Source organism: Paenibacillus sabinae T27, assembly GCF_000612505.1.
Classification (GTDB): domain Bacteria; phylum Bacillota; class Bacilli; order Paenibacillales; family Paenibacillaceae; genus Paenibacillus_AQ; species Paenibacillus_AQ sabinae.
This window is the reverse complement of the sequence record NZ_CP004078.1, coordinates 5,105,463-5,119,929: the sequence shown is the minus strand read 5'-3', so window position 1 is coordinate 5,119,929 and position 14,467 is coordinate 5,105,463. Positions and strand designations below refer to the sequence as shown.

Sequence of the window (14,467 nt, the reverse complement as noted above, 5' to 3'; positions counted from 1 at the left end):
AGGAGGAGGCATAAGATGCTCGAACTGACCTTGAACGAGGTAAGCAAGCATTTTTCCGCGAAAAAAGCGGTGAACGGCGTTTCGGTCCGGTTGACCAGCGGTGTATACGGTCTGCTTGGAGCCAACGGGGCGGGAAAAACAACGCTGATGCGGATGATCTGCGGTATTCTGAGCCCGACATCGGGAACGATTCAGATGAACGGCCAGGAGATTAGCCGCATGGGGGAGCGTTATCGGGATCTGCTGGGCTACTTGCCCCAGGACTTCGGTTATTACCCCGATTTCAGCGCAGAGGAGTTCCTCTGGTATGTGGGATCACTGAAGGGGTTGACTCTGCCCGCGGCAAAGGGCAAAGCTAGGGAGCTTTTGCGGACGGTGGCCCTGTCGGAGGCAGCACGCAAGAAAATCCGCACGTTCTCAGGGGGGATGAAGCAGCGCCTGGGCATTGCCCAAGCGATGCTGAACGATCCCCGCGTGCTGGTGCTGGACGAGCCGACGGCGGGACTTGATCCCAAGGAACGGGTACGCTTCCGCAACCTCATCGCTGATCTTGCCCGGGACAAGATTGTCATCCTTTCGACGCATATTGTATCGGATGTGGAATACATAGCCGACCAGATTCTAGTGGTGAAGCAAGGCGGACTATTGATGACAGGTACGGTGGAACAACTGACGGCGACGATGGAAGGCTGCGTATGGTCATGCCATGTTCCAGCCCGGGAAGCGGAGGAATGGAACGCCCGCTACTGTGTGAGTAATCTGCGGCATGAAGGGGATCAGGTGGAGCTGCGAATAGTGTCCAAGGTGAAACCTGCGGATCAAGCAGCATCGGTTCAGCCGACGCTGGAGGATTTCTATCTGCATCACTTCCAGGATGAACAGGCCGCAGTGAGTGATGAAGAGAAAGAGGGGGCATAGCCGATGGATACGTTGACTCGGTTCGAGCTGCGCAAGATCATGCGCCGGAAATCATTCTTTGCAGGGATTGCGATTTTGGCAGCAATGGTCATATTGATGACAAGTACTTTGGTTACGGGTGCGTACATAACGGGTAAGGACGGTAAAGAGTTAAAAGGAATAGCAGCTTTCCCGTTGCGAAAGGAGTACAACCGTCAACTTGCCGGTCCTCTAACCGTGGAAAAAGCAGCAGATGCGGTTGATCGGCATTATAAGCTGATGCATGATCCGAACAATCTTAATGAAAAAGGAGAGATTACCAATGAAGCCTATGCTAAATATGAAGTAAAGGATCAACAGATTGACTCCTTGATTCGTTCCGCTTTTTCTCCCATAGGGGAATACAATTACTATATTATCGACAAGTTGAAACCAAGTGACGGAAAAGCTTTTTACGAGAAACGGATGGAGAAGGTTCATGGATATTTGAACATGGATTATACGTTTGGCAATTATTCGGCGGAAGATAAAGCCTTCTTCATCAAGATGAATAAGAACATCCCTGTTCCTTTCCAAATGGACTATGTTACGGGTTGGGAGAATGTGTTCTTGAATCTGCAATATGTCTTTTTTTTCACCGCTTTCGTTATCGCACTCAGTCTCGCTCCTGTGTTTTCAGGTGAATACCAGAGTGGGGCTGACTCCATCATTTTATCCTCTCGCTACGGGCGTAGCAGGGTCATTGCCGCCAAGTTGAAAGCGAGCTTCATCGTGTCACTGGGACTCCTAGTCTTCGCGCTGACAGCCTATACACTCTTGATGCTGGGGATTTGCGGATTTGACGGCGGAAATGCCAGTGTACAAATCATTGATCTGTTGGCGCCAGTCCCCTACACGGTTTTTGAAACGTATTTGTGGGCGGTTTTCATTGGTGGTCTGGCCTGTCTGCTTGTGGGAGCAGTGACGCTGTGGCTGTCCAGCCGTATGAAGAGTCCTTTTCCCGTTATCATTGCAATCGCAATTTTCCTTATCGGTCCGATGTTTCTTCAGGAAAGCAAAAGCAGCCGCTTGTTTAATCACATGATGCATTTGCTGCCGAGTAATATGATGGATAGTATTGTAAGAGTAACCGGCTACGAAGTGTTCCATATTTTTGGTCAGTTGATTCCAGAGTACAAGGTCATGGTAGGCTTTGCAGTAATCGTTATAGCCCTGCTGCTGCCTCTTACTTATCGAACATTTAAAAAGCATCAGGTTGTATGAGGATACGATGGAAACTATATGTAGGATTCATAGTTTTGTTACGATAAATTAAGCATCTTACATTTATTAAGTTCCTACAATTGCTCTTTCAGCAGTTTACGAGCTCGAGAAATTTTTGAACTCTAATTCATGTGGACTTAATCATTTGCTGTCGTAATGTACTTGATCCCTATCTTTTTTGATCATGCTGCGAAGGATGGGACCTGATGTCGTCCGGGGCAGCCGGACGGATGCGAATGGCCTGCCCGCCTCCCGGGGCAAGCTTCAGCGACAGGGTTACGCTGCTATCAACCAATACCCTGGAAATAGTCAGGGGATAGGGATTGATCCTCCAGTCCGCATTGGGGCCGTCGGCATATATTTCGGCCACGTAAGATTTTCCGGGATCAAGAAAAGCAAGCGGTGCTTCAAGCATACGCCCGCACTCATCGGTAATGCTGCCCAGATACCAATCCTCGCTGTTTCTGTCTTTGCGGGCAATCGTTACATAATCTCCGATTTCACCGTTCAGCACCTTGGTATCCTGCCAATCGGTCGGAACATCCAGAATAAATTGAAAGGCTGCCCGCTGCTGTTCGTAATGTTCCGGCAGGTCGGCGGCCATTTGCAGAGGACTGTACAGAATGACATACAGCGCGAGCTGCTTGGCTAACGTCCCCCGCACCCGGTTGCCCGGTCTGAATTCCTTATAGATCAGCCTAACAATCCCCGGCGTATAGTCCATGGGCCCGGCAAGCATCCGGGTGAAAGGCAGGATGGTCGTATGGTCCGGCGGGTTGCCGACATATTCGGCGGAAGCATCGAACTCCTGTCCCCGCGCGCCTTCACGGGTCATCATATTCGGGTAGGTCCGCCGTTCACCCGTATCTTTTACCGGCTCATGGGCGATCAGGCTGATCTGATACCTGGCCGCGGTTTCGATGACTTTTAGATGATGGTCGACCATATATTGACCGCCAAGCCATTCCATACTGATCAGATTCCCTTGATCGTCAAAGCGCTTGAGAGCAGGGTCGGGGGAGACATACCCGGTTTTGACAACGTCTATCCCGAGCTTTTTAAATAAAGTAAAAGCCGCCTCCATTTGTCGCTCCAGATTCTGAATCGCTCCAGCCGTCTCCATGTGACCGATGATTTTCACGCCCTTGCTCGCGGCATACGAAGTGACTTCCACAATGTCATAGTCCGGATAAGGGGTTGTAAAGCTGAATTTCTCACCATGCTTGGTCCAGTCGTTCTCCCACCCGATGTTCCACCCCTCGATTACCACCATCGGTATACCGTTTTCGGCGGCAAAATCAATATACCGCTTGGCATTCTCGGTCGTTGCGCCATGCTTCGGGCCGTAGCTCCAGGTGTAAAGCCCCAGATGCATGCCCCACCAAATGCCGATATACTTGCCCGGCCGCACCCACGAAACCTCTCCCAGCCTGTTCGGTTCATTCAGATTAAGAATCAAATAGGAGGTAATCAAATCGCCCGGCGTTTCCGCAATCTGGATCGTTCGCCAGGGCGTTTTTAGCGGAGTGGAGCCTTTAACTTTAACGCCGTCGGACCAGGGAATGAGGTCGGCTGCAAGCGTATTATTTTCCAGGGGCATCAGGGTCATTGTGGAATAGCGGGAGAGTTCGGCTTCGTGAATGCTGAGGTATAATCCATCCGTCATTTTCATCGTTAAAGGGGTATGGACGGCGCGGTAAGGAATGGAATGAATGGGGGTTACATTGTAAAGACCTTCGGTATACATCTTCGAATAAGCGGGAATCCACCAGGCCTCGTCCACATCGGTAAGGGCAAATTCGGTTTCTTCGCTTCGGATTTCCAAACGGGAGAGGTGCTCCTGCTCGGGCAGCTCGTAGCGGAAGCCCAGACCGTCATTGTATACGCGAAAAATAATCGACATTCGGCGCGCAGACGGGGTTGTCTGTTCAAGCTCCACGCGGAGTTCGTTGTAATGATTGCGTATTTCCTTAACTTCACCCCAGGGCTGTGTCCACGTCTCATCAAAGCTGTCATATCTGGCGGCGGTGACCCTGAAGTTCCGGTTAAGCGGTTCGGCATGTTCCAGGGTGAAGCCCAGCTTCGAAGGCCGGATCAAGGGCCGGTTACAATAGCGCACACAATAATAAGGAATGCCGCTGCTAAGCATAAATTCCGTCTGAATATCCCCATCGGGTGAAAAAACAACCCACCTGCTTGTCATTTTGGGCTCCGCCTCCTCGCGCCAATCTCATTACATCATCTTATGAGGGCGTAAGCTTGGCATATCCCTTGAAAAGCGTTTACAATAGGGGTAAATCTTGAGCCGAGGTGAAGATATGGCAGCCTTTCGTTGCATGAACCACCCCGAACGCGAAGCGGTCCACCAATGCGCCAGATGCGGCAAGCCGCTCTGTGAGGAATGCTATAATCCCGATTTCGGAAGATGCCGGGAGAACTGTGCGGACTCGCTTGTTAAACCGGAGCCGAAAGGGCGAAGCGCGGTCTTCCGGGTCATTGTTGCAATTTTGGCGGTTATTGGAGCGCTTGTCGTGCTGCTGGTGACCATCTGCGGAGCCTATATCTTCACGCTATCCAATTAGGCAAAGGAGCGAAGCCGATGGAATTTCCCGTATATATCGCTCTTGGTCCCTGGCGGATTCATCCGCATGTGCTGTTCGAGTCGCTGTCTTATTTTATCGGCTTTCGGGTGTATCTCTTGACTCGCCGCCCAAGCGAAATGACCCGGCTGATGAGCCTGCAAATTCTCGCGGGTACTATTCTGGGCGCGGCGCTCGGAGCGAAGCTGCTGTTCTGGCTGGAGGACCCGGCCGTGACGTGGGGGCAGCTTTGGCAGCTTCATTTTCTCTGGGGCGGCAAAACCATCGTCGGCGGTCTGCTTGGCGGACTGATCGGCGTGGAGCTGACCAAGAAATGGGTGGGCTGGACAAGGTCCACCGGCGACGATTTTGCCTATCCGCTCATTCTGGGGCTGTGCATCGGGCGGATCGGCTGCTTTCTGACCGGCCTGGACGACCATACGTACGGTACGCCGACGACCTGGTTCACCGGCATCGATTTCGGTGACGGTATCCGGCGGCATCCGACCCAGCTGTATGAGATCGCCTTTTTGCTGGCGCTGGCGGTGCTGCTCATCCCTCTGTACCGGCGAAGCCGCGCGCCTCTAGGCGGATCGGCCGGTTCTTTTTACCTTTCGGGACGAATGTTCCAGTGGTTCATGTTCGGCTATTTGGCATTCCGGTTTGCCGTTGATTTCATTAAGCCGACGCCCCATCCTTACTTCGGACTTAACAATGTTCAGCTTGCCTGCCTGGCCGGCCTTGCCTATTATGCTTGGCTGCTGTGGTTCAGGGGGCGTGTCCGCCGCTCGGCCGCTGCTGCGGAGGCAAGAAGCTATAAATAATAGCGGCAGGCGCCGGCGGTTTTTTGGGCGATCCATGGCCTGCCTAAGCTTTCACCATTCCACCACAAAGGAGTCCTTCCATGCCGAATCGACCGTATCTCTATCATGAACTGACCGCCAGCATCTGCTCCGTGTGCTACCGCAAAGTCGAGGCCAAGATCATCCAGGAAGACGGGCGGATCTATATGGTCAAAAGATGCCTGCTCCACGGCCCGGAAAAGGTGCTCATCTCCACGGACGTTCCGTATTACAAAAAGACGCGGGAGTTTATCAAGCCTTCGGAAATGCCCCTGCAGTGGAATACGCCGATTAAATACGGCTGCCCATATGACTGCGGCCTCTGCCCGGACCATGAGCAGCACAGCTGTCTGACGCTGCTGGAGATTACGGATCACTGCAACCTGAGCTGCCCAATCTGCTTTGCCGAATCGTCGCCCCACCGCACAACCTACCGGTCGCTGGAGCAGATCGAGTTCATGCTGGACCGGATCGTGGAGAATGAGGGCGAGCCGGATATTGTGCAGATCAGCGGTGGCGAGCCGACGACGCACCCGCAGTTCTTCGAGATTCTGGACATGGCCAAGAGCCGTCCGATCAAGCATATCATGGTGAACACGAACGGCGTCCGCATCGCCAAGGACCGGGAGTTCGCGCGGCGGCTCGCTTCGTACATGCCGGGCTTCGAGATTTACCTTCAGTTTGACAGTCTGGAGGCATCCGTGCTGAAGGAGCTGCGGGGCGCGGATTTGCGGCACATCAGGGAGGAGGCGATCCGCCATCTGAACGAATTCAATATTTCGACGACGCTTGTCGTCACGTTGAAGAAGGGTCTGAATGACGGGGAGATCGGCTCGATCATCCAGTACGGGCTGAAGCAAAAGGCCGTGCGCGGCGTGACGATTCAGCCGATCCAGGCGGCGGGAAGGCTGGAGGGCTATGATCCGGCGACGGACCGGCTGACGGTAAGCGAGGTGCGCCGCAGCATTATTGAGCAGTCGGGTGTGTTCGGGGAGGCGGATATTTTGCCGGTGCCCTGCCATCCTGACTCCCTTGCGATGGGCTACGCGCTGAAGCTGGGCGGGGAGGTGCTGCCGCTGACCGGACTGATCGATCCGGATATTCTGCTTGAAGGGGGCAGCAATACGATCGTATTCGAGCAGGACCCCGAGATCCGGGGCAAAATGTTCGAGCTGCTATCCACCGGCCACTCGCCGGTCTCCTCCGCTCTGTCGCTGAAAAGCCTGCTCTGCTGTTTGCCGCTGGCCGCCGTGCCGGAGCAGATCAGTTATGACAATGTGTTCCGGGTCATCGTGATGCAGTTTCTCGATGCGCATAATTTCGACGTGCGGTCGGTGAAGAAGTCATGCGTGCACATCGCCCACCCCGACGGGCGGATCATTCCTTTTGACACCTATAATTTGTTCTACCGGGACGACAAGGAGCAGCTGCTGGAAGGGATACGAGGTGAGATTGCGACCGCTTGGGACGGGGAGGAAACGTTGGGGTAGGCTGCTGCAGAGGGAAGCGCGCTGAAGAGGTGGCTAACTGACTGACTACTGACTGACTACTAACTACTTTCTAACTGCTTCCTGATTACTGCCTACTTTCTGCCTACTTCCTGACTGCTTCGGTTCGGTCTGTGCCCGGTGTATGGCGGCTGGCATTTTCCTGCAAACCTGCAGGTTTGACAGGTGTATTTCGCGTAGGAAGAAGTGATTGATGCGAATGTGCAGGTTTTTGAGCTTATGATATCGCCAATCGGGGTGAGTAACGGACAGCTTCCTGATTACTACTGTTCGGTCTGTGCCCGGTGTATGGCGGTGTCTGGTGGATGGGAAATTCCTGCAAACCTGCAGGTTTGACAGGTGAATTTCGAGTAGGAAAAAGTGATTGATGCGAATGTGCAGGTTTTTGAGCTTATGTATCGCCAATCGGGGTGAGGGGAGGGGAGTGCCTGCACTTTTGCAGGCATTCAGTCTGGGAGGCGGACTTCCGCGGAAAAAAGATGTATGATCGCAGGAATTCCGCCAACCCAGCCACAACCCCATCGACCAACCGGGCCGCCGATCAACTAACCACAGCCCCATCCGACCACCCACCCAACCGATCCCAACCAATCGAACACCCATCCAACCTATCGCCCCCCCCCATTCAACTGATCGAACCCCATCGAACCTATCAAACCTATCAAACCTATCAAACCCCCATCGACCAACCGGGCCCCCGACCAACTAACCAAAGCCCCATCGAACCACCCTTCCAACTGATCGAACCCATCGAACCACCCATCCATCACCCTTCCATCTGATCGAATCTATCGAATCACCCATCCAATCGATCGAACCTATCAAACCCCATCCACCCAACCAACCGATCGAACCTATCGAACCCCAATCAACCTATCTACCGTAGGCAGCCCATGGCCCCACTCCCACGCACCTGCTAACTATTCCGCTGTCGGGACATCTTGCTTGACTTTAAACGTAAACACCCCCTATCCCGTTTGATAGGCATTCCGCCCCAAGCTTCTGCCGCCGTCTCAGTGTCTTAATAGGGGAACCGGCACTTTGAAGCTGCTGCTGAAAAAGGTTATAGACCTCTACATTACATCTTCCGGGGGTCGAATCCCGTTGCAGCAAGGGCATCCCTGGGGTGTCCTTTTTTGAATGGTCCAGGAACATTGCGCCGCCCGCCGAAGCCCGTGGCGATAATGATGTATAATAACGGGAGACGTCCCAGGAGCCTATAGACCGGCGCAAGAGCACGGCGTACCAATGATATAAGGAGGAGCGGCCGAATGTCCGATCCGTTAAGAGAGGAAATCAAACAAAAAATCGTGAACGGCGATTTTCACTGCGAAAAGGAGCTTACCCTGTCTATCATCAGCGGAAAATGGAAGGTCGTCATTTTGTGGCATCTTGGCGTGGAGGGGCCGCACCGGTTCAGTGATTTGCAGAAGCTTTTTCCGAAAATTTCTCATAAAATACTGACCCAGCAGCTGCGCGAATTAATGGAGGACGGCATTGTCCACCGGGAGGTGTACCCCGATATCCCGCCGAAGGTGGAGTACTCGATGACGGAGCTTGGGATGACGCTTCTGCCGATTGTCGAGATGATGTACGAATGGGGAAAAATGCGGATCGAGCGGATCAGACAGGAGCTGAACCCGGATGGCGACCTGGAATTAGCAGCGGACCAGTGCGAGGGAACCTGTAAAAAAGCCTGAACAGCCACGCAGTTATAGAGCGAAAAAGCATGGAGCGGGTTACCATTTGGTAACCTCTGTACAAAAAAGTGCATTCTTCACAAGGAATATCGGCGGCGCTACAATGGTTGTTGCGTGAAGATAACCTTGGGAGGGAAATAACGATGAGCAAAAAAGCACTGCTGATTATTCCGCCGGACCGCTTCAACGAGGACGAACTGTTTCATCCAAAGGCGGAGCTTGAGAACGCGGGCATCGCGGTAACAGTAGCCAGCACGAAGACCGGAGAAATCACCGGCGACAATCAGGGAAAAGTAAACGCCGAAGTCGTGTATTCCGACGTTTCCGCTAATGACTATGATGTGGTGGCCGTCATTGGCGGCTCCGGAACGATCGATTACCTGTGGGGCGACGACAACCTGATCCAATATTTGAAGCAGGCTTATGAGCAAAAGATTCTCGTGGCCGGCATCTGCGCAGGTTCTGTGGCGGTTGCAAAAACGGGTCTGCTGGCTGGACGCCAGGCGACCTGCTATCCGGTGGAAATTATGATTGATGAGCTGAAAGCCAACAGTGCGGACTATGTGGTGCAAAATGTGGTGGCGCATGACGATATCATCACCAGCAACGGACCGGACGGTGCGCGGGACTTCGGCAAGAGCCTCGTAGCGGCGCTGGCCTAATTACAGGCGCGAGCGTGTTTCGAACTCCGTCCGCCGGGTTGAACCAGCGGGCGGGGGGCCTGGCGGTCAGGTTGCCGCCGGGAAGCATAGAAAGCAGCGGATCATAAGAATCCGCTGCTTTTTGCACTGGAGCGGGTGGCCACGAACAACAGTAGCAGCAATCAAATGGGGAACGACCCCCACATTTTCCCTTCATGCCAAGTACATAAACCTTCGCCATCCGGCCATCCTAAACAGGAAAGAATAGTCCGCTTGAGAAGGAGTGGTCCTTATTTATGAGACATTATGAGTCCAGTATGCGTTCGAACAGCACAGTCGATCAGGCGGAGGATGCGGCGGCTAAACTGCATAACGCCGTTTCTCAGGCGATGAGCCATCCCACGGAGCAGGTTATCGAGCAGGCTGAGAACAGCCTGAAGCATGCAGAGCAGGCAGTCCGCCACGCCCCCGAAGGCTCGGTGCAGGGGCATGGCGTCGATCTGGCGGAAGAAATGCTGGCGACGGAGAAGGAACGGTTGGCCTCTTTGTCCAAACAAAACCGCTGATCCGCCTGGCAAATGGCCACGAGCACAGACATGGTTTAATAACAAAGTCAAAGGCTTCCGCCATCGGCGGAGGTCTTTTTAAAATATAAAAAATTATAAGACGGCGCTCAAGCCATTTCTTCTTGTAATGGGCCGATTTTAGGATGCCCAGAAACGTTATTTTCAAGCGGTGCAGGCGGATTTGGGGTATATAGTAGGAAACGGGTGAACGTTTGCCGCGTAAATAACGGTTAAAAAGGAGGCATGGCGATGACCGAATTGACGCTGGGTTCCGGAGGGCTGGAAATGCAGGAAGAGCTGCGCTTGGCACTGGAAGAGGTCAGGAAATGGGAAAAGGAGCAGAGACAGCTGATGATTTGGGAACGGCTGACCCGGCTTCCCTTTAAGCTGCTGGACAAGCTAACCCCTAAGGTTGTTCATGAAAAAATAGGCCAGCTGCTGAATGAGCTGGGCAGCTATATTCAGAATGGCGGCAACTACCTTGTGGCGGGACGCAAGGTGGGCGAGCTTGTGGGCGAGGTGAGCCGCGAGACCGGAGGCAAGGGGGAAGGCCCCTACCCGCTTGCGGTGATGGATGAAGCGGCGCGCCGCCTGTCCAAGAGCCGAAGCAATTTCGCCACGGCTCAAGGGGCAACTACCGGCTTCGGCGGCGTGTTTACGCTCGCGGCGGATATCCCCGCCATCCTCGGCCTGTCACTGAAGGTGATCCAGGAGATCGGCCTTTGCTACGGATTTAACCCATTGGAGAAGGAGGAGCGCATCTTCGCCGTCAAAGTGATGCAGTTAGCCTCCGCCGAGGCGGTCGGCAGACGGGCGATACTGGAGGAGCTGGATCTGGAGCTTGGTAAGGGCGGCCGGATTGGCGGCGGCGAGGGCGCGGCGGTGTCCAAAATTCAGGGCTGGCGGGAAGTGATTGCCGCCTACCGCGATAACTGGAGCTCGAAGAAGCTGCTGCAGACGATTCCTGTCGTGGGGATGTTCTTCGGCGCATACACGAACCGGGAGATGCTGAAGGCGGTGGCGGAAGCGGCCATGATGCTGTACCGCAAGCGGAGAATACTGGCCAGGCTGGACGAAATAGGCGAAATGCAAACCCGCTCTACATAGAGGCGCATGAACCGCCTGCTGGGCTCCCGCATAGCTTATAGTATCAAGGCTATAGGTTAAGGGAGCGATTTCTGCCATGGGAATCCAGTTAACGGCAATCCATTACGTCTATTTGGCGTTTATCGTATTCATCATGGCGCTGCTGATCAGGCGGCGCGACACGACGATGATTTGCGTGGCCGGCATCTTTGTCTTGGGGCTTCTGGCGACGGAGACGCTCGGCGGTTCGGTATCCGGTGTGTTCAACTCCTTTGTCTACGCAACAAAAGAATTGATGGGAACGATTATGATCATTTCCATTATTGTGGCGATGAGCCGGGTGCTGATGATTACCGGCATCAATGAAACGATGGTGTCACCGCTGACCCGGTTTCTGCGCACGCCGGCGATGGCGTATTGGGGAATCGGCATCATAATGCTGGTTACCTCCCTCTTTTTCTGGCCTTCGCCGGCTGTCGCTCTGGTTGGTGCGGTCCTGCTGCCGGTGGCGCTCCGGGTCGGCCTGCCCGCGCTCGGAGCCGCGATGGCCATGAATCTGTTCGGCCACGGCATCGCCCTCTCCGGCGACTACATTATCCAAGGGGCGCCTAAGCTGACGGCGGACGCCGCGGGCCTGCCGGTCGCCGGCGTGATGGAGGCGAGCGTTCCGCTCGTCGCGGTCATGGGAATCGTGACGACCGCCGCCGCCTTCTGGATAATGCGCAGAGATCAGAAGAAGGGGACCTGGAGAGACGGACTCGTCTCGGCGGGGCGGACATCGGGCGTATTCGGGGAGCCATCTTCTCCCCCTCTTCACCCGGCCATACTTCATCCCCGGATGAAAAAATCGCTGGCCATCCTCATTCCGCTTCTGTTTCTCGCCGATGTGGCTGCGATGTTCCTTCTGCATCTTCAAGGCGGCGACGCGACCGCTCTGATCGGCGGCACCGCCGTCCTCATTTTAATCTTCGTTACCTTGCTCGCGCACCGCAATCAGGGGCTCGAGCAGATCACCTCCTACCTCATCGACGGCTTCGTCTTCGGCTTCAAAGTCTTCGGCCCCGTCATTCCGATCGCGGCTTTCTTCTACCTCGGCGACTCGGCTTTCACCGAGCTGTTCGGCACCGTCCTTCCCGAAGCCTCGCACGGCATCGTCAATGACCTGGGCGTGGCGCTGGCGAACTCCGTGCCGCTGAACGGCATCGTCGGCGCAGTCACGCTAACCGTCACCGGCGCCATCACCGGTCTTGACGGCTCCGGCTTCTCCGGCATCTCGCTCGCCGGTTCCGTCGCGCATCTGTTCGCCGCCGCCATCGGCTCCGGTGCCGATACGTTGACGGCGCTTGGCCAGATCGCCGCCATTTGGGTCGGCGGCGGCACGCTCATTCCCTGGGCCCTCATCCCGGCAGCGGCCATCTGCGGCGTCAGTCCGTTCGAACTGGCGCGCCGCAACCTCAAGCCCGTGCTTATCGGCCTTGCCGTCACCACCGTAGTCGCCATGTTTCTCGTCTGACTCCATCATTTTTCGCCTTCAAACGACAGCGGCGTTCTCCTAGAGGCGACGCATGGCGACGCGATTCTACAAATGATAGTTCTATACAGAACTACTAATATGATGGCGCTCCAACAAATGACCGACAGCCATGATCAGCAGCCAATGATCAGCAGCCAATGATCGGCTAAGAGAACAGGTCCCGCGCCATGCCAAGAAGCTTAAGTGTCTTGACATGGCCTTTATTTTTGGCCACCCTGTTGTACAAGCGTCCGCAGACGGAAAGGCTGAAATGAAGAGGGCCAAAGCACCTTGACCGGGAACGCGCGGTCCATCTGGCGGAGCCTGCCGGGCCTGTGCTATGATGATTTCCTGAACGAAGAAAAGGAGCGATATACATGCTTGAAATATCGGGTTACACAGCCGAGCAGGTCCCGGACCCGTTCGGTATTATTGCGGGAAACCGTTATGAGTTCATGATCAACCTGAACGTCCCGGAAGAGGACGAGCTGTACTCGGAGAACGGGGTCACCGTGCGGGTCATTGTCAAAGAGGATGGTGGGCAGGTAAGCGTCGTAACTTACGATCTGATCGAGACGACGACGCAGAAGCTGCTCGACTTCGATTTGGAAGATGACGAAGAGGAAGAGCTGGAAGCCTTTTGCAAGGAACATCTGCCGGAGCGTTAATCTCCTGCTGCGCCGGATACCTTTTCAACCGGATACCCTTTCAATAAGTACTGATTATATAGGCGGTATCTATCGGGAATATTGCTTACAAGTCTTGGACGGCCTGTCAGCACGGGGGTATAGTAGAAGGAAATATTCTACATAACGAGGTGCCCGTTCGTGATCCAAACCGTGCTGTCCACGCTGCTTGAAGTCATCGTCCCTTTGTCGATTCCGGTTATTTCCGGCGCGCTGCTGGAACGCTTTAAGCGTCTGGACACGAAGCCGCTGCTTATTCTGTACCTGTATTTTTTAAGCCCGGCCATTATTCTGGATACGCTGTTACACGCGGAAATTTCATTTGATGATATCTATCTGACGCTGGCGTTCTCCTTATCGAATCTGGTGGTTCTCTGGGGCGCGGCGGCGGCGATGGGCCGGGTGTTGAAGTTCTCCTCACCGGACCGGGCCGGGCTTACGCTGGTTTCCACCTTTACCAACAGCGTGAACTACGGCCTTCCGCTCGTGCTGCTCGCCTTTGGTCAAGCGGGACTCGACAAAGCCTCCGTGTATGTCATTGGCCAGATGATTATCGTCAACACGATCGGGATTTATTTTGCGGCAAGGTCCCATTTTTCCGTGAAAAATGCCGTTAAATCGGTGTTCTCCCTCCCCGCGATCTACGCCGCCATACTGGCGGTGCTGCTCCGGGCCTTTCACCTGCATCTGCCAGTTGAAGTGGAGAAGGGAGTTACGATGGCGGCGGGCGCATACTCTCCGGTAGTGCTGGCCATTCTGGGCGCGCAAATGATGAAGGTCGGCATGATGCCAGGGGTCAAGAGAGAACGCTCGGTGTTCTGGACGGGAATCGCGATGCGGGTACTGGCGGGACCGCTGCTTGCCCTGGTCATATTGGCCTTGCTCGGGATTACGGGAACGCTCCATTCGGTGCTTTTTATCCTTGCTTCCATGCCGGTGGCGGTTAACGGGGTTGTCCTGGCGGAACGTTATGGAGCGTCACCCTCGGTTGTCTCCCGCTGCATTCTTTGGACGACGCTGTCCTCCTTCCTGGTGCTTCCCATGCTTATCGCGGCAATTGCGGGGTAAAGCTCCGGCAGAGAACTTCTGACTCCTGTTTTCCGGTGAAACGGTGCATCCTGAAGAAGGAAGCCCGTTTCTTTTTGACATGCAACCAAAAGGTTTTATATAATGATAAAGTGAAACC

The 14,467-nt window shown here is 54.5% G+C and carries 13 protein-coding genes; 12 read left to right on the top strand and 1 reads right to left on the bottom strand.

All coding sequences use genetic code 11. The features are described from left to right. The first annotated feature begins 15 nt into the window (after positions 1-15). Positions 16-918 carry an ABC transporter ATP-binding protein gene (locus tag PSAB_RS23600; protein ID WP_025337024.1) on the top strand — a complete coding sequence of 301 codons (903 nt, stop codon included), beginning with the start codon at positions 16-18 and terminating at the stop codon, positions 916-918. Positions 919-921: 3 nt separating this feature from the next. Beyond that, positions 922-2,160 (top strand): ABC transporter permease subunit, encoded by a 1,239-nt coding sequence (locus PSAB_RS23595; RefSeq protein WP_025337023.1) that lies wholly within the window; start codon positions 922-924, stop codon positions 2,158-2,160. Positions 2,161-2,329: 169 nt separating this feature from the next. On the opposite strand, the gene PSAB_RS23590 is transcribed toward PSAB_RS23595, so the two are convergent. Then, a complete protein-coding gene (locus PSAB_RS23590) occupies positions 2,330-4,363 on the bottom strand; it encodes a glycoside hydrolase family 97 protein (RefSeq protein ID WP_025337022.1) in 2,034 nt (677 codons plus the stop codon). A 115-nt stretch (positions 4,364-4,478) separates the two neighbouring features. Between PSAB_RS23590 and PSAB_RS23585 the strand changes: the two genes are divergently transcribed. From PSAB_RS23585 to PSAB_RS23540, 10 genes are all read left to right on the top strand, one after another. Then, positions 4,479-4,742, top strand: a complete 264-nt coding sequence (locus tag PSAB_RS23585) for a B-box zinc finger protein (protein ID WP_025337021.1) — start codon at positions 4,479-4,481, stop codon at positions 4,740-4,742. A gap of 17 nt (positions 4,743-4,759) precedes the next feature. Then, positions 4,760-5,563: a prolipoprotein diacylglyceryl transferase gene (locus tag PSAB_RS23580; protein WP_025337020.1), complete on the top strand. Its 804-nt coding sequence runs from the start codon at positions 4,760-4,762 to the stop codon at positions 5,561-5,563. An 80-nt stretch (positions 5,564-5,643) separates the two neighbouring features. Further along, positions 5,644-7,071 (top strand): radical SAM protein, encoded by a 1,428-nt coding sequence (locus tag PSAB_RS23575; RefSeq protein WP_025337019.1) that lies wholly within the window; start codon positions 5,644-5,646, stop codon positions 7,069-7,071. A gap of 1,289 nt (positions 7,072-8,360) precedes the next feature. Further along, positions 8,361-8,789 (top strand): winged helix-turn-helix transcriptional regulator, encoded by a 429-nt coding sequence (locus PSAB_RS23570; protein ID WP_025337018.1) that lies wholly within the window; start codon positions 8,361-8,363, stop codon positions 8,787-8,789. Positions 8,790-8,932: 143 nt separating this feature from the next. Continuing rightward, a complete protein-coding gene (locus PSAB_RS23565; RefSeq protein WP_025337017.1) occupies positions 8,933-9,451 on the top strand; it encodes a DJ-1/PfpI family protein in 519 nt (172 codons plus the stop codon). Between the two features lie 275 nt (positions 9,452-9,726). Beyond that, a complete protein-coding gene (locus tag PSAB_RS23560; RefSeq protein ID WP_025337016.1) occupies positions 9,727-9,996 on the top strand; it encodes a hypothetical protein in 270 nt (89 codons plus the stop codon). Between the two features lie 249 nt (positions 9,997-10,245). Next, positions 10,246-11,103 (top strand): EcsC family protein, encoded by an 858-nt coding sequence (locus tag PSAB_RS23555; protein ID WP_025337015.1) that lies wholly within the window; start codon positions 10,246-10,248, stop codon positions 11,101-11,103. 76 nt (positions 11,104-11,179) lie between these two features. Continuing rightward, positions 11,180-12,595: a hypothetical protein gene (locus PSAB_RS23550; RefSeq protein ID WP_025337014.1), complete on the top strand. Its 1,416-nt coding sequence runs from the start codon at positions 11,180-11,182 to the stop codon at positions 12,593-12,595. Between the two features lie 377 nt (positions 12,596-12,972). Beyond that, positions 12,973-13,263: a DUF6509 family protein gene (locus PSAB_RS23545; protein ID WP_025337013.1), complete on the top strand. Its 291-nt coding sequence runs from the start codon at positions 12,973-12,975 to the stop codon at positions 13,261-13,263. Positions 13,264-13,422: 159 nt separating this feature from the next. After that, entirely contained in the window at positions 13,423-14,349 is a 927-nt protein-coding gene (locus tag PSAB_RS23540; protein WP_025337012.1) for an AEC family transporter, read from the top strand. Positions 14,350-14,467: the final 118 nt, after the last annotated feature.